The sequence below is a fragment of the Mesorhizobium sp. M0136 genome, assembly GCF_040322515.1.
Taxonomy (GTDB): Bacteria; Pseudomonadota; Alphaproteobacteria; order Rhizobiales; family Rhizobiaceae; genus Mesorhizobium.
Genome location: NZ_JAMYTP010000004.1, coordinates 91,797 through 107,265 on the forward strand (window position 1 = coordinate 91,797; position 15,469 = coordinate 107,265).

Consider the following 15,469-nt stretch of genomic DNA (forward strand, 5'->3'; position numbering starts at 1 on the left):
CCTTAACGAATGGTTTCCGTTGCGGCCGCCGGTGGCAAAGCCCAATGTTATGGTTAAGGCAAGGACTGTTCAGCTTGAGCGGCTTTGCCCTGCGAAGCGGGAGCGTCATGCGGCATATTCTGAGCTCTTTTCTGGCATTGCATTGGGCGGCCGTTTTCGCCCTGCTGGCGTTCATCTGCATCGACGGGAATCGAGGCGTGGCGACGGCCCTTGGCGTACTGGGCGTTCCCGTCCAGAACACTCGATTTGCCGATCTCGAAAACGCCGTCGTCGTGGCACCGCTCGCCGTGGCACTGCTTGTCGTCGCGGTGTTGTTCTGCTGGGCCTTTGTTGAAGCACTGACCAGCCACGCGACCAACCCGGATCCTGCCGACAGCGTCGTGCGGATCGCCTTCATCTCCGCCTTGGGCGTGCTGTCGCTGATAGTCATCGGCGGCGCCGCGCAAGGCATCAATGGGCTGTTCATGGTTGTCGCGGTGCAATTGGCGGCACTTCTGGCGTCCTATGTCGCGATGCTCGCCGAGAGGCGGTCGGCCGTTGCCGCTGCAGTTCCAGGGACCGGCGACATCCGAGCGGCCGCGCATGTCATGGCCAAGGCAGCGGCGCATAATTCCTCGCTTGCCCGCATTTCCGGCCGGCTGGATTCGAGGGACGACCGCTGATGCGCACCTTGTTCGCGCTTTGGGCGGCTCCGCTCCTCTTGTTTTGGGGCTGGTTCTTTCTGTCGCTCAACGACATCAATTTCGGCTACGTCATGCTGAGCCGTCAATTGCACGATCTCGTCTTCCAGCTCTATGGACAGATGCTCGGCGTCGATCCGGCACTCATTCCGGGCATGGTGGCGAAAGCTTGCGTGTTCGATGGGCTGCTGCTGACGGGGTTCTGGGCATTTCGCCGCCGCAAGGCGATTGGTGGCTGGATCACGGCGATGCGCAACCGCTATTTCGACCAGGCATCGACGCCGAGCACCTGAAGCCGGTCGAGAACGCCTTGGAGGATAAAAGCGGCCGCCGCAGAATCGATCTTGCCGGCGCGTTTCTTGCGGGAAAAATCCATCTCGATCAGTGTCCGCTCGGCCGCCACCGTCGACAGTCTTTCGTCCCAAAAGACGAAGGGCAGATCGGTCAATCCAGCCATATTGCGTACGAAAGCGCGGGATTTTTGGGCGCGCGGGCCTTCCGAGCCGTCCATGTTGATGGGGAGGCCGATCACCACGGCGCCGGCGTTTTCCTTCTGTAGCAGAGCGAGCAGCACTGCGGCATCGAGCGAGAATTTCCTGCGCATGATGACAGCGCGCGGGTGCGCGAACGACAAGCCGCGATCGGAAACCGCCACGCCGATCGTCTTGTCGCCGAGGTCGAGACCGGCCAGGGTCTTACCGCCGCCGAGCCGGGCCGGCAACTCCTCGATGGTGATGATGCCCAATGGCTTTTCCTTTGACCGCGACGCCGCACGTCGTATACGCGCAAAGCGTGCGCGGCACTTTAATTTCGCCGTCGGCGTTCTATCCTCTACCGAAGCAAAAATCGAGGAAAGCATTGATGAAACTGACCTGGTACGGACATTCGGCATTCCGAATCGAAATCGAAGGCGCGAAAATCCTCATCGACCCCTATCTGGTCGGTAATCCGTCGTGGACGGGTGGGTGGGAAGGGCCGGCCGAAGGGGTCACGCACGTGTTGCTCACCCATGGCCACAGCGACCACATCAGCGGCGCCATCGAAGTGCTCAAGAAGAGCGCTGCGATGCTGGTCGCCAATTTCGAGATTTGCATGTACCTGGTCGGCAAGGGCGTCGGTAACAAGCAGATCAATCCCGGCAACATCGGCGGTACGGTCGATTGCGGCGGCTTCACCACCACCTTCGTTCAGGCTCTGCATTCATCGTCGTTTCCGGGCGAGGGCGGCCAGAATACCTATCTCGGCAATCCGGGCGGGCTGGTCCTGCACTTCCCCGAAGACAAGACGCTGTACCATATGGGCGACACCGACATCTTTTCCGACATGGCGCTGATCAACGAGTTGCATGAACCGAAGATCGGCATCGTGCCGATCGGCGACCGCTTCACCATGGGTGGCGCGGTGGCAGCCCTTGCCTGCCAGCGTTTCTTCAAGTTCGAGACGGTCGTTCCCGCTCACTTCGGCACATTTCCGATGATAGATCAGACCGCCGACAAATTCGTGGCCGGGCTAGACGGATCGGGTGTGAAAGTGGCGTTGCCGAAGATCGGCGAGACGATTACGCTGTAGAGAAAGCCGATCGGCACGATACGATGCGCTTGAGAAACTCTCTTTGCATTTCCATGCTGGTTGCCGCGTCGCCGGCGCTGGCCGCCGAGGATTTCATCAACGGGGTCTATCTGCAATCGGAGGATCTCTGCGCGCAGGCCAAAAAGGATACGCTGCAGACGGTGATCGAGGGCGGCAATATCGTGCTGTCGGCAAATGGACTGGAAAGCATCGAATATAATTGTGAATTCCTGCAGATCACCAAAGCGACACGCTCACCAAGCTGGGCGGTGACCGCTATATGCCAGGAGCCGGGCTACGTCTTTCCCGATGTTCTCTCACTGACACAGATGAGCCCGAAGCAGATCGACCTGGTATCGGTTCGGCCTGCCGCCGACGAAGGCGAGCAGAGCGGTAACGGCGGCAGTTATTTCCTCTGCGACGGCGTCACGATGCCATAGGGCCGTTGTCGGCACGATGCATGTTGCGCGGCACGCGCTGCGCCGCTATAGCGCTGGTTTTCCCCGAGGCACAAACATGTCCGTTGATATAAAAAACGTGAAGCGCGTCGCGCACCTTGCCCGTATTGCGGTGAGCGAGGAGGATGCAGAGCGTATGACCGGCGAATTGAACGCCATTTTGGGCTTTGTCGAGCAGTTGAACGAAGTCGACGTTTCCGGCGTCGAGCCGATGACCTCGGTCACGCCGATGGCGATGAAAAAGCGCCAGGACGTCGTCACCGACGGCGGCAAGGCAGCTGACATCGTCGCCAACGCGCCAGCGACCGAAGAGAATTTCTTCCTTGTGCCGAAGGTCGTGGAGTAGCAGGCCGATGGCAATCGACATCGCCGCTGAGACGCCGCTGCAGGACGATGTGCGTGGGCTGGTCGAAGAGCTGAACGCCACATTGCTGGAGCTGACGCCGCCGGAGCATTGCTATCATTTGACCGTCGAGCAGATGGCGGATCGCGACACGACCGTTTTCATCGCCCGCGATAACGGCCTTGCCATCGCTTGCGGCGCACTGAAGCGCCACGATGCTGTGGTCGGCGAGGTCAAGCGAATGTATACGCGACCTTCGCATCGCGGCCGCAAGATCGGCGCGAAGATTGTCGAGCGTATCGAGGCGCTGGCGCGCCAAGAAGGGCTTAAGCGGCTGGTGCTGGAGACGGGGGACCGTCATCCCGCCGCCTGGACCGTCTACGAACGCGCCGGTTTTTCCCGCTGCGGCCCGGTGCTGAATTATCCCGATTCCGAGTGGTCGGTATTTTACGAAAAGAGCCTTGCCTGATGACCGACCTGACCCAACTGACGATTTCGCAGGCCCGCGCCAAATTGCGTTCCAGGGAGATCACCGCCACCGAAGTCACCGAGGCCTATCTATCGGCGATCGAGCGAGCCAATCCGGCGCTCAATGCCTATGTCGTGGTCACCGACGACAAGGCCCGCGACATGGCCAAGGCCTCCGACGCGAAATTAGCCAAGGGCGAGGGCGGGTCGCTCGAGGGTATCCCGCTCGGCATCAAGGATTTGTTCGGCACCGAAGGCGTCCACACCCAGGCCTGCAGCCATGTGCTAGACGGCTTCATGCCGCGCTACGAATCGACGGTCACGGCCAATCTGTGGGCGGATGGCGCCGTCATGCTCGGCAAGCTCAACATGGACGAGTTCGCCATGGGCTCGTCCAACGAGACCTCGTATTATGGGCCGGTCATCAACCCGTGGCGGCGTTCGCGCCTCGACACGGTGGTGATGCCGACGACACATCAGGGCGAGGGTGGCTTCGTTTCGGCGGGCCGCACCAGGACCGCGCGCACGTTGGACAATGCCCAACTGGTGCCGGGCGGTTCGTCCGGTGGATCGGCATCAGCCGTCTCGGCCTTCCTGTGCGCAGGCGCCACCGCCACCGACACCGGCGGCTCGATCCGCCAGCCCGCCGCCTTCACTGGCACAGTCGGCATCAAGCCGACCTATGGCCGCTGCTCGCGCTGGGGGATCGTAGCTTTTGCCTCGTCGCTCGACCAGGCCGGGCCGATCGCGCGCGACGTCCGCGATGCCGCGATCCTGTTGAAGTCGATGGCTTCGGTCGACCCGAAGGACACGACGTCCGTCGACCTGCCGGTGCCGGACTACGAGGCGGCGATCGGCCGCCCGATCAAGGGCATGAAGGTCGGCATCCCCAAGGAATATAGAGTCGACGGCATGCCCGCGGAGATCGAGGCGCTGTGGCAGAAAGGCATTGCCTGGCTGCGGGATGCCGGCGCCGAGATCGTCGATATCTCGCTGCCGCACACCAAATACGCGCTGCCGGCCTATTACATCGTGGCGCCTGCCGAAGCCTCGTCCAACCTCGCCCGTTACGACGGGGTCCGCTATGGGTTGCGCGTGCCCGGCAAGGACATTGTCGACATGTATGAAAAGACCCGCGCCGCCGGCTTCGGGCGCGAGGTCAAGCGCCGCATCATGATCGGCACCTATGTGCTTTCCGCCGGCTACTACGATGCCTACTATCTACAGGCGCAGAAGGTTCGAACCCTGATCAAGCGCGACTTCGAAAATGTGTTCGCCGCAGGCGTCGACGTCATCCTGACGCCGGCAACGCCTTCCGCCGCCTTCGGCATCGCCGACGAGGACATGGCCGCCGACCCGGTCAAGATGTATCTCAACGACATTTTTACGGTGACGGTGAACATGGCCGGCCTGCCCGGCATAGCGGTTCCGGCTGGGCTCGACGCCAAGGGGCTGCCGCTCGGCCTGCAGCTGATCGGCCGGCCCTTCGACGAGGAAACGCTGTTCCAGACTGCCCATGTCATCGAACAGGCGGCCGGCACATTTCAGCCGGATAAATGGTGGTAGGATCGTTTCTCATCTGAGGGGGTGAGGGATGTTCTTCTATGTCTCCAAGATTCTCTGGTTCTTCGTCCAGCCGTTGAATCTGGCGATCTTCCTGCTGCTGGCCGGGCTGGTCGCGGCGATGTTCGGCCGGCGGCGATTGGCCGCCGTCGGCAGCACTCTTGCCTTCCTCATCCTTGTTGTTGCGACATGGAGCCCGCTCGGCCCCATGATGCTAAATCCGCTGGAGGAGCGCTTCCCCAGGCCGCCGCTGCCGGAAAAGGTTGACGGTATCATAGTGCTTGGCGGCAGTCTGGATGGCGCCGTCAATCTGGTGCGTGGCGGCTATGAAATGAACTCCAGTGGCGACCGGATGGTCGAGGCGGCCGTGCTGGCGCGGCGGTTTCCGACAGCGAAAGTCGTTATCTCCGGTGGCAGCATCGAAACCTTCCGCGGCGGCGAAGGCGATGCAGATACCGCACCGCGTCTTTTTGCCGCTTTCGGCGTGGCGGCCGATCGGTTGATCCTCGAGAACAAATCCCGCAACACCTACGAGAATGCTGTCTTTACCAGGGAACTGGTGATGCCGAAACCAGGCGAGACCTGGTTGCTGGTGACCTCGGCCTTCCACATGCCACGCGCCAAGGCGCTGTTCGACAAAGCCGGCTTTTCGACCATTCCGTGGCCAGTCGACTATCGCACCTCCGGTAGGGAAGGCATCGCCACCTTCCCCTATCCCGGCGACTGGCTGGAGGTCACCACTGTTGCGATCCGCGAATGGATAGGGCTCACCGCCTACTGGCTGTCGGGCCGCATCGATCGGCCTTTTCCCGGGCCGGGCGGCTGACCGAGCACCGCCTGCCGCGCCGCCGAGAAAAACTGGCGGCGCACCAGCACCGCCAGCAGCAGCAGCGTCGATAGCACGAAAACGGTGGGATCGACGAACCAGCCAAGATAGCCAATCGAGAAGAACACGCCGCGTAGGCCCGAATTGAAATGCTTCCCGGCCAGCATGTTCATGCGCGCCGCACGCCAGACTGCCGTTTCGGTGACCGGATTGCGCGACGCCTCGCCATGCGGAATCGGCACGGCGCCGATCAGGATCGAGCAATAGTTGAACAGCCGGTAAGCCCAGCCGAACTTGAAAAAGGAAAAGGCCAGGATCAGCACCAGGCCGAACACCTTCGTCTGGAACGCCGCGCGTGAGGGCGTAGCGCCAAACGGCAGGTCACCCAGCACGGTCAGAACCTGGTCGGAGGCGCCGAGCAAAGCAAAACAGCCGCCGATCGCAATCAGCGAACTCGAGGCAAAGAAGGCGGTTCCCTGCTGCAGGCCGCTCATGATGGCGGTGTCGACGATGCGGATCTCGCGCTCGGCCATGGTCCGCATCCAGGCCTCGCGCTGCGCGTTCATCGCCCTCGTCAGCGACATGCGGCTGACCAGCATTCCGTCGGCGGCGAGCGTATGCAGCACCCACGCGGCAAGGAAGAACCCCAGCGCCGCAAGGTCGGCCATCGATAGATGAAAGGAATCGCTCATGCGGTGCTTTTACCACAGGCGGAGGGGACGCTTCGATGGCCGAAGCTGGAATGTCGCTGCCGGAGCAAACAAGGTCGGCAGGCGCAGCGCCGCAATCGTCAAAACAGCGGAAAACACCATGGGAATTCCTATATGTAGACCTCAACAAGGTCCCAGGAGAAAACGCCCACGTGTTCCTTTCGGTTTTCGACCTGTTCAAGATCGGCATCGGCCCATCGAGTTCGCACACGATGGGGCCGATGACGGCTGCGCGGCGGTTTCTCGACGAGATTGCGGGAGACGACTGGCCGCGCCCGGCCGGCGCCAAGGTCGACCGGATCGCGGCCAGCCTGCATGGCTCGCTCGCCTATACCGGCATCGGCCATGGCTCCGATCGTGCCGTGGTGCTCGGCCTCGCCGGCCAGACGCCGCAGACGGTGGATCCCGACCAGGCGGACGGCATCGTCGCTCGCATCGCCGCCGAGAAGCGGATCTCGCCGCCCGGCCATCCGTCCTATCGTTTCGACCCGGCAATGGATCTGGTGCTGGATCGCAAGACGCCGCTGCCGGGTCACGCCAATGGCATGGCCTTCTCTGCCTATGATGCCGGCGACCGGTTGCTGCTGAGGCGCGTCTATTATTCGATCGGCGGCGGCTTCGTAATGTCCGAGGAGGAACTGCAGCGGATGAAAGCAAGGGGCTCGGCGACAACCGAAGGCAAGAAGGTTCCGTATCCGTTCAAGAACGCCGTCGAAATGCTGTCCATGGCAGCGAAAAGCGGGCTTTCCATTGCCGAGATGAAGCGCGTCAATGAGGAGACGCAGATGTCGCGCGAGGAGCTCGACGCCGGCCTCGACGGCATCTGGAGCGCCATGAAGGGCTGCATCGAGCGCGGCCTGTCGCAAGACGGCATCATGCCGGGCGGACTCAAGGTGCGCCGCCGTGCCCGGATGCTGCACGACAAGCTGCAGGAGCAATGGCAGCAGAACCGGCCCAACCCGCTGCTCGCCAACGACTGGCTGTCGATCTATGCGATGGCGGTCAATGAGGAGAACGCCGCCGGCGGCCGTGTCGTCACCGCGCCAACCAATGGGGCGGCCGGCACTCTGCCCGCAGTGCTGCGCTACTGGTTGCATTTCCATCCAGAAGCCGACCAGCCCAGCATACGCGATTTCCTGCTGACGGCGGCGGCCGTCGGCGGCATCATCAAAACCAATGCTTCGATCTCGGGGGCGGAAGTCGGCTGCCAAGGCGAGGTCGGTTCGGCTTCGGCAATGGCTGCGGCGGGATTGTGCGCCGTCATGGGCGGCACGCCCGAGCAGGTCGAGAACGCTGCCGAGATCGCGTTGGAACATCATCTCGGCATGACCTGCGATCCGGTCGGCGGGCTGGTGCAGGTGCCGTGTATCGAGCGCAACGCGCTTGGTGCCGTCAAGGCGGTGACCGCCGCTTCGCTGGCCATCAAGGGCGACGGCGTTCATTTCGTGCCGCTCGATGCCGCGATCGAGACGATGCGCCAGACCGGCCTCGACATGAACGAAAAGTACAAGGAAACCAGCCTCGGCGGATTGGCAGTCAATGTCGTGGAGTGCTGACCGCCAATCTGGTGGCCTGGACCACCACTGTGGAGAAGTCGATCAGGCCGTTGACGCGTTCGCGTGCTGGACTAAACCTTAAACGATGTCTCTCAATCTCATAAAGCTTTGCGTCGGCTGTGACAGCGTCGAGGATCTGGAAGAGTGGATTGCTTTCCGTCTCGACGAGCGGCGCCGCGCCGGCGAACCGGCCGAGCACTACCACACCACCCGCATGGTGCCGACACGCGGCGTCGAGATTACCGACGGCGGCTCGCTCTACTGGGTGATCAAGGGCAATGTCCAATGCCGCCAGCTGATCACCGAAATCCGCCCCTTCACCGATGACGAGGGCATCGGCCGTTGCCATCTGATCCTCGATCCCGAGGTCGTGCGCACTGTCTGGCAACCGCGCCGTGCATTCCAGGGATGGCGCTACCTGAAGCAGGCGGACGCGCCGGCCGATCTCGGCAAGGGCAAAGCCGGGCTGATCGAGATGCCGCCGAAGCTCAGGCGAGAGCTTGCCGATCTCGGCCTGCTCTGACGCCGAGAACCGCAACGCCAAGACCACCAGCCGAAGTGCTTGTACGCAGTTGCCATCATCGGTCCTCCAGGTCGCCTCATCTGGGCTTGCAAGCCGGGGAACAACGCCACATCTTGAATGTCATGAGCGACAAGAAGCAGCCCGTGCCTGCAAGGGCCAATCCTGCACCGGTCGAGTCTCAATCGAGCACCGGCGAGATCGACGCGTTTCTCCGTCAGGCAAGGACGCTCGCTGCATCCGCCACCGGGTCAGGCAGGCTGATCCTGTCCCTCGACGCGACGATGAGCCGCCAGCCGACCTGGGATCTCGCCTGTGCGCTGCAGGCCGAGATGTTCGACGCCGTCGGCAAGGCCGGGGCGCTCAAGGTTCAACTTGTCTATTTTCGCGGCCTTGGCGAGTGCCGCTCCTCCGCATTCGTCACCGATACCGAAGCTCTGAAGCAGCTGATGACGCGCATCGACTGCCGCAGCGGCCATACCCAGATCGGCAAGGTGCTCGCCCATGCCCTGAAACAGACGGCGGCGGCCAAGGTCAACGCGCTGGTCTATATCGGCGACGCGATGGAAGAAAACATAGATGATCTGGCCGAAAAGGCCGGCAGCCTCGGTCTGCACGGCGTTCCTGTCTTCGTCTTTCAGGAGGGCGATGATGCCGCCGCGGAAAAGGCGTTCAAGGAGATTGCGCGGCTGTCGAAAGGGGCCTGGTTCCGCTTCGATCGGCGGGCTGCCGCAACCTTGGCCGGCCTGCTTTCGTCCGTCGCCGTGTTTGCGACCGGCGGGCTGAAAGCACTGGAGGCCCGGGGCAGACCGGAAGACCGGCTGATGATCGAGCATATGCGGGGCGGCGGAAACTGATGAGCGCAATTATCGCTTTTGTAGCGTTGCTTCTAGTGCTTCTCGGCATGCTCACCATCTTCCTGCGCGCCGATGCGGCGAAGCTTGCAGGCGGCATGAGAACGCTTGGACCTGTACTGCTCGGGCTGGTCGGCGTCGCCGTGCTGCTGGTCGGGCGCGAGGGCATCGGCGGCTTGATCCTGTCGGTTGCGCTCGCCTGGTACGGCTCCATGCGCATGAATCGGCCGGCGGCAAAACTGGCACAAGGCAAGCGTTCGACAGTTCGTACCGCGGCGCTTGAAATGGAACTCGATCACGATACCGGCGGCCTCGAAGGCCTCGTGCTGGCCGGGCGCCATGAAGGCAAGATCCTTGGCTCGATGGGGCGTGCCGAATTGCAGCAACTCTATCGCGAACTCTCCGGCGATCCGGAGAGCCGCCAATTGCTAGAGACGTATCTTGACGGCAGATTTCCCATCTGGCGCAAAGACGCTGATGCGAATGACGGCGAAGGGCTGGGTGTTGCGCCAGGTTCTGGCGCCATGACTAAGGAGGAGGCCTACAAGATCCTTGGTCTTGAAGCGGGGGCTGCCGCGGCGGATGTCCGCAAGGCGCACCGCCGCCTGATGCAGCGCCTGCACCCCGATATCGGTGGCACGTCTTTCCTGGCGGCGCGGATCAATGAAGCCAAGGACGTCTTGCTCTCCAATCACAACTAGTCTCCTTCGACGCAGAACTTTCGGGAAAGATATCGTTTCGCGCGCCGCTTACTGCTGGACGGCGTAGCACTCGATCTTCTTCTTTTTCAAAGCGTTGCAGGCCTTCCAGGCAGCGGTCTTCGAACCGAAACCACCGAACCGGGCGCGGTAGTAGGTGACGCCGTCCTTGTCGAAGGCGACGGTGAAACCGGAGGCATCGGCCAGAACGGAGGGTGCCTGCTTCGTCGCCTTGTCGAGGAAAGCCTTCGCTTCGGCCTGTTTTGGCGACGAGGCGACCTGTATTGCCCAGCCGGATGGCACCGAGGCCGTGCTGACCGGATCGACCTCTGCCGCCGGTTCGGCATAGGCTGCGGCGACCCGGGCTGTCGCCACGTCGTCCACCGTCGCCGCGGCCGTCGTCTTGACCCTCTTGGCCTGAACGACCGGAGTGGTTTCTTCAACGACGGGCGCATTTTCCTCGACAAGGGAGGCAACGGCATCGTCGTTCGGCTTACTGTCCGGTGTCGGCGCGTCATGGTTCGGTAGAAATACCTTGGCCAAGGCTGAAATCGGATTGCCACCGCCAGCCTTGGCAATCAGCACGCCGCCGCCGCTCGACGAGGCCTTCGGCATGTAGGCATTGATCAACCCGGCCATCTGGCTGTCGCGGCTGCCGCCGGATCTGCCGCCCATGACCACCGCTACGATCCGCCGATCGCCATCCGAGACCGAGGAAACCAGATTGTAACCGGAGGCGCGGGTGTAACCGGTCTTGATGCCGTCGACGCCCTTGATGCGTCCGAGCAGACGGTTGTGGCCGTTGATGCGCTGCCGCCCATAAAGAAAGGAGCGCTGCGAGAAATAGCCGTAATATTGCGGAAAATGCTCTCTCAGGGCGATGCCGAGCATCGCCATGTCGCGCGCGGTTGTGAACTGGCCGGGATCAGGCAAGCCGTTGGCGTTGCGGAAAACGGTTCCCCTCATGCCCAGCGCCCGCGCCTTGGCGGTCATCATGCGGGCGAAATTGGCTTCATTGCCGCCGAGCATCTCGCCAAGCGCCGTTGCGGAATCGTTTGCCGATTTGGTCACCATCGACAGGATCGCGGTCTCGACCGTGACCGAGCTGCCGCGCTTGACGCCTAGCTTCGTCGGCGGCTCGGCAGCGGCATTGGCCGAGAACACGACCGGGGAATTCTTGCTGATCCTGCCCTTCGCCAATGCCTCGAACGTCAGATAAAGCGTCATCATCTTGGTAAGCGAGGCTGGATAGCGCCGGCCATCGGCATCCGACGAATAAAGCACCTTGCCGGTCTTGGCATCGATGACGATGGCCGCCGACTTGGCCGCCATGGATGAAGCCGCGTCCGCGACGACGAAGCTCAGCGCCATGGCGAGGATCATGATCGTTTTGAGGGGGGACGCGGATTTGGAAACGAAGCCCGACAACGCCTTACGCACTGATAGTTCCTTTGAATTTCCGTTGCCTTGGAGGCGGCAAAGGGGTCCTGCCTCACCTTCGGCCACGCTAACGCGGGCAGCGTTACCAATCCGTTTATGGTAACCGCCGCGTTCACCATTTTCTGGGGGATTGAGCTTCTCTTTATTCGAATCTTAGCGATTGCCGGCAGCTCACGATGCGCATTGCCGCGGGAATCTTGACTTTTTGTGCACTGCACAATATATTTACCCGCATTGCACAACGCGGCCCGGACAAGGCGCGTCTATCGTCCAAGGCAACCGTTCAAGGGAAAGCGTGAAATGACCCAGACCTATGAAGATTTCAGCAAATACGGCAAGGAATTTGCGGACACCGGATTGAAGAGCTTCGCCTCGCTGTCCAAGGGTGCGCAGGCTATCGCCGCCGAGGCGGGCGAGTACACCAAGAAAAGCTTCGAAGCCGGTAGCGCCGCTGTCGAGAAGCTCCTTTCCGCCAAGTCGCTGGACAAGGCGCTCGAGATCCAGTCCGACTATGCCAAGCAGTCCTATGAGAGCTTCGTCACCGAGGCCACCAAGCTTGGCGATCTCTATGCCGAACTCGCCAAGGAAGCTTACAAGCCGTTCGAATCGATCGTCGCCAAGGCGAAGTAAATTCGACGAACATTCCGAGCCGGCCCCTGGGCTTGCAAAGACAAACCCGGTCGCGAACGCGCGGCCGGGTTTTTTAATGCCAGCTCGAAATCGGGGGCCTACGGTCTTCACGATTTGAAAAATCGGTCAAGTTTGGCCACCTAGCCATATTGTCAGCTAAACAGAAGGGCTTAAAATCGTCCATCGAACACCTACATGTCGAGCATGCATGAGGATTCGAAAAAGGCAGGATTACGTGACTACAGGTTTGACTGCCACGAGCTACGTGGTGCGAATGCAGAACGGCAGCAACGGCAATGAGGCCGGTCGCGGCACGGCCGTCATCACGCGCACAAAAACCAAGACCAAGAAGCCCAGTCTGTATCGGGTCCTCATTCTTAACGACGACTACACACCCATGGAATTCGTGGTCCACGTGCTGGAGCGCTTTTTCCAGAAGGACCGCGAAGCCGCCACACGCATAATGCTTCATGTTCACAATCATGGGGTGGGCGAGTGCGGGGTCTATACATTCGAGGTGGCCGAGACCAAAGTGTCTCAGGTCATGGATTTCGCCCGACAGAATCAGCATCCGCTGCAATGCGTGATGGAGAAGAAGTGAGGTAACATGCCGGCTTTCTCCCAAGGCCTGGAAAAGGCGCTTCACCAAGCGCTGACGCTCGCCAATGAGCGACACCATGAATATGCAACCCTTGAACATTTGCTGCTCGCCCTGATCGACGACACCGAGGCGGCGGCCGTCATGCGTGCCTGCAACGTCGATCTCGACGAGTTGAAGCATACGGTTCTCACCTATATCGACACCGAGCTCGACAATCTCGTCACCGGCTACGATGAAGATTCCAAGCCGACTGCCGGTTTCCAGCGCGTCATCCAGCGCGCGGTGATCCATGTGCAGTCGTCAGGCCGCGAGGAAGTGTCCGGCGCCAACGTGCTCGTCGCCATCTTCGCTGAGCGTGAAAGCCACGCCGCTTACTTCCTGCAGGAACAGCAGATGACCCGCTACGACGCGGTCAACTACATCTCGCATGGCATCGCCAAGCGCCCCGGCGCTTCCGAGACGCGTACCCCGCGCGGCGCCGACGACGAGCAGAGCAGCCAGAGCGGAGCCGAGCCGCAGGAGGAAGGCGGCAAGAAGAAGCAGCAGCAGGACGCGCTGACTGCCTATTGCGTCAACCTGAACAACAAGGCCAAGGCCGGCAAGATCGATCCATTGATCGGTCGCGAGAGCGAGATCAACCGGACCATCCAGGTGCTGTGCCGCCGCTCCAAGAACAACCCGCTCTATGTCGGTGATCCCGGCGTCGGCAAGACGGCTATCGCCGAAGGCCTCGCCAAGCGCATCGTCGAGGGCGACGTTCCCGAAGTGCTGCACAATGCCACCATCTTCGCGCTCGACATGGGCACGCTGCTGGCCGGCACCCGCTATCGCGGCGATTTCGAGGAGCGGCTGAAGCAGGTCGTCAAGGAGCTCGAGGATTATCCCGGCGCCGTGCTGTTCATCGATGAAATCCACACCGTGATCGGGGCAGGGGCCACCTCCGGCGGCGCCATGGATGCATCGAACCTGTTAAAACCCGCACTGTCGTCCGGCGCCATCCGCTGCATCGGCTCGACCACCTACAAGGAATTCCGCCAGTTCTTCGAGAAGGACCGCGCGCTGGTGCGGCGCTTCCAGAAGATCGACGTCAACGAGCCGACGGTCGAGGACGCCATCGAGATCATGAAGGGCCTCAAGCCTTATTTCGAGGAGTTCCACAAGGTCCGCTACACGAGCGAGGCGATCAAGGCTTCGGTCGAACTCTCGGCGCGTTACATCAACGACCGCAAGCTGCCGGACAAGGCGATCGACGTGATCGACGAGACCGGTGCCTCGCAAATGCTGGTGCCGGAAGCCAAGCGCAAGAAGACCATCGGCATCAAGGAGATCGAAGCGACGATCGCCACCATGGCGCGCATCCCGCCGAAGACGGTTTCCGCCGACGACGAGAAGGTGCTGCAAGGACTCGACATCGAGTTGAAGCGCGTCGTTTACGGCCAGGACACCGCGATCACAGCGCTGACCTCGGCCATCAAGCTGGCGCGGGCCGGCCTGCGGGAACCGGAAAAGCCGATCGGCTCGTACCTGTTCTCGGGCCCGACCGGTGTCGGCAAGACGGAAGTGGCCAAGCAGCTCGCCGCCTCGCTCGGCGTGGAGCTGATCCGCTTCGACATGTCGGAATATATGGAACGCCACACCGTTTCGCGGTTGATCGGCGCGCCTCCCGGCTATGTCGGCTTCGACCAGGGCGGCCTTCTGACCGACGGCGTCGACCAGCATCCGCATTGCGTGCTGTTGCTGGACGAAGTCGAGAAGGCGCATCCGGACCTGTTCAACATCCTGTTGCAGGTCATGGACCACGGCAAGCTGACCGACCATAACGGCAAGCAGATCGACTTCCGCAATGTCATCCTTATCATGACCACCAATGCGGGCGCATCCGATGCGCAGCGCGCGGCGATCGGTTTCGGTTCGACCAAGCGCGAAGGCGACGATGTCGAGGCGATCAACCGGCTGTTCACGCCGGAGTTCCGCAATCGTCTCGATGCGATCATTCCGTTCGGCTCGCTGCCGGTGCCGGTCATCCATCAGGTGGTGCAAAAGTTCGTCATGCAGCTGGAAGCGCAGCTTTCCGAGCGTGGCGTGACCTTCGATTTGTCGCAGGATGCAATCGCATGGCTGGCCGACAAGGGCTATGACGAGCGCATGGGCGCCCGGCCGCTTGGCCGTGTCATCCAGGAGCACATCAAGAAGCCGCTGGCCGACGAGGTGCTGTTCGGCAAGCTCAAGAAGGGCGGCACGGTGCGTGTCACCGTCGAGAAGAAGGAAACCGGCGAGACCGGCCTGAAGCTCGAATCGCTCGCCGACGAGGCGCCGGTGAAGCCGAAGAAGGAAGAGCCGGACGACGTGCCGAAGGCCAAGAAGGCGGTGGCAAAGAAGCCCGCCGCGAAAAAGGCGGTGGCGCAGAAGCCGGAACCGAAAGGTAAGGACGGCGGCAAGCGCAGTCTCGTGCCGCAACTGCCGCGTAAGAACTGACGAACCAGCCAGTAAAAAAGCCCGGAAACGGGGCTTTTTTTGTGACACCCTCCGGTTAAGGCCCGCCGGAGCGGTTTG

General features: G+C 61.8%; 18 protein-coding genes. 15 read left to right on the plus strand and 3 right to left on the minus strand.

All coding sequences use genetic code 11. The features are described from left to right. The first annotated feature begins 107 nt into the window (after window positions 1-107). Both NKJ35_RS05920 and NKJ35_RS05925 read left to right on the plus strand, forming a co-directional pair. Complete coding sequence (locus NKJ35_RS05920) at window positions 108-662, plus strand: hypothetical protein (protein ID WP_254817337.1); 555 nt, start codon at window positions 108-110, stop codon at window positions 660-662. After that, on the plus strand, window positions 662-973 hold the full coding sequence (locus tag NKJ35_RS05925) for a DUF6105 family protein (RefSeq protein ID WP_352478942.1): 312 nt from the start codon (window positions 662-664) through the stop codon (window positions 971-973). Before NKJ35_RS05920 ends, NKJ35_RS05925 begins: the two co-directional genes overlap by 1 nt. Here NKJ35_RS05925 and ruvX read toward each other — a convergent pair. Then, a complete protein-coding gene (gene ruvX, locus NKJ35_RS05930) occupies window positions 940-1,425 on the minus strand; it encodes a Holliday junction resolvase RuvX (protein ID WP_352645622.1) in 486 nt (161 codons plus the stop codon). The genes NKJ35_RS05925 and ruvX overlap by 34 nt on opposite strands. 116 nt (window positions 1,426-1,541) lie before the next feature. On the opposite strand from ruvX, the gene NKJ35_RS05935 reads away from it, so the two are divergent. From NKJ35_RS05935 to NKJ35_RS05960, 6 genes are all read left to right on the plus strand, one after another. Next, the gene (locus NKJ35_RS05935) at window positions 1,542-2,249 is read left to right on the plus strand and encodes a metal-dependent hydrolase (protein ID WP_352645624.1); all 708 of its coding nucleotides are present in this window, start codon (window positions 1,542-1,544) and stop codon (window positions 2,247-2,249) included. Between the two features lie 23 nt (window positions 2,250-2,272). After that, window positions 2,273-2,689, plus strand: coding sequence for a hypothetical protein (locus NKJ35_RS05940; protein ID WP_352645626.1), 417 nt, complete (start codon window positions 2,273-2,275; stop codon window positions 2,687-2,689). A gap of 76 nt (window positions 2,690-2,765) precedes the next feature. After that, entirely contained in the window at window positions 2,766-3,053 is a 288-nt protein-coding gene (gene gatC, locus NKJ35_RS05945) for an Asp-tRNA(Asn)/Glu-tRNA(Gln) amidotransferase subunit GatC (RefSeq protein ID WP_352645627.1), read from the plus strand. Window positions 3,054-3,060: 7 nt separating this feature from the next. Beyond that, window positions 3,061-3,519, plus strand: a complete 459-nt coding sequence (locus NKJ35_RS05950; protein WP_352645628.1) for a GNAT family N-acetyltransferase — start codon at window positions 3,061-3,063, stop codon at window positions 3,517-3,519. Beyond that, window positions 3,519-5,084, plus strand: a complete 1,566-nt coding sequence (locus NKJ35_RS05955) for an amidase (RefSeq protein ID WP_352645629.1) — start codon at window positions 3,519-3,521, stop codon at window positions 5,082-5,084. The genes NKJ35_RS05950 and NKJ35_RS05955 overlap by 1 nt, the downstream gene beginning before the upstream one ends. A gap of 28 nt (window positions 5,085-5,112) precedes the next feature. Next, window positions 5,113-5,907, plus strand: coding sequence for a YdcF family protein (locus tag NKJ35_RS05960; protein WP_254817330.1), 795 nt, complete (start codon window positions 5,113-5,115; stop codon window positions 5,905-5,907). Here NKJ35_RS05960 and NKJ35_RS05965 read toward each other — a convergent pair. After that, window positions 5,856-6,599 carry a DUF599 domain-containing protein gene (locus tag NKJ35_RS05965; RefSeq protein WP_352645631.1) on the minus strand — a complete coding sequence of 248 codons (744 nt, stop codon included), beginning with the start codon at window positions 6,597-6,599 and terminating at the stop codon, window positions 5,856-5,858. The two genes, NKJ35_RS05960 and NKJ35_RS05965, sit on opposite strands and share 52 nt — an antisense overlap. A gap of 170 nt (window positions 6,600-6,769) precedes the next feature. Here NKJ35_RS05965 and NKJ35_RS05970 point away from each other — a divergent pair, with 170 nt between their 5' ends. The 4 genes from NKJ35_RS05970 to NKJ35_RS05985 all read left to right on the plus strand — a co-directional run bounded on the left by NKJ35_RS05970 (window position 6,770) and on the right by NKJ35_RS05985 (window position 10,248). Further along, entirely contained in the window at window positions 6,770-8,173 is a 1,404-nt protein-coding gene (locus NKJ35_RS05970; RefSeq protein WP_254817328.1) for an L-serine ammonia-lyase, read from the plus strand. A gap of 85 nt (window positions 8,174-8,258) precedes the next feature. Next, complete coding sequence (locus NKJ35_RS05975) at window positions 8,259-8,696, plus strand: DUF1489 family protein (RefSeq protein ID WP_254817327.1); 438 nt, start codon at window positions 8,259-8,261, stop codon at window positions 8,694-8,696. A 122-nt stretch (window positions 8,697-8,818) separates the two neighbouring features. Beyond that, complete coding sequence (locus tag NKJ35_RS05980; protein WP_352508477.1) at window positions 8,819-9,550, plus strand: vWA domain-containing protein; 732 nt, start codon at window positions 8,819-8,821, stop codon at window positions 9,548-9,550. Beyond that, window positions 9,550-10,248: a DnaJ domain-containing protein gene (locus NKJ35_RS05985; RefSeq protein ID WP_352645633.1), complete on the plus strand. Its 699-nt coding sequence runs from the start codon at window positions 9,550-9,552 to the stop codon at window positions 10,246-10,248. The genes NKJ35_RS05980 and NKJ35_RS05985 overlap by 1 nt, the downstream gene beginning before the upstream one ends. Before the next feature lie 48 nt (window positions 10,249-10,296). Here the strand turns inward: NKJ35_RS05985 and NKJ35_RS05990 are convergent, their stop codons facing one another. Then, on the minus strand, window positions 10,297-11,685 hold the full coding sequence (locus NKJ35_RS05990; protein WP_352645634.1) for an SPOR domain-containing protein: 1,389 nt from the start codon (window positions 11,683-11,685) through the stop codon (window positions 10,297-10,299). 300 nt (window positions 11,686-11,985) lie between these two features. Here NKJ35_RS05990 and NKJ35_RS05995 point away from each other — a divergent pair, with 300 nt between their 5' ends. The 3 genes from NKJ35_RS05995 to clpA all read left to right on the plus strand — a co-directional run bounded on the left by NKJ35_RS05995 (window position 11,986) and on the right by clpA (window position 15,391). Then, on the plus strand, window positions 11,986-12,315 hold the full coding sequence (locus NKJ35_RS05995; RefSeq protein ID WP_352645635.1) for a phasin family protein: 330 nt from the start codon (window positions 11,986-11,988) through the stop codon (window positions 12,313-12,315). A gap of 274 nt (window positions 12,316-12,589) precedes the next feature. Beyond that, complete coding sequence (gene clpS / locus NKJ35_RS06000; protein WP_023717744.1) at window positions 12,590-12,916, plus strand: ATP-dependent Clp protease adapter ClpS; 327 nt, start codon at window positions 12,590-12,592, stop codon at window positions 12,914-12,916. Window positions 12,917-12,922: 6 nt separating this feature from the next. Next, entirely contained in the window at window positions 12,923-15,391 is a 2,469-nt protein-coding gene (gene clpA / locus NKJ35_RS06005; RefSeq protein ID WP_352645636.1) for an ATP-dependent Clp protease ATP-binding subunit ClpA, read from the plus strand. The last annotated feature ends 78 nt before the right edge of the window (window positions 15,392-15,469 follow it).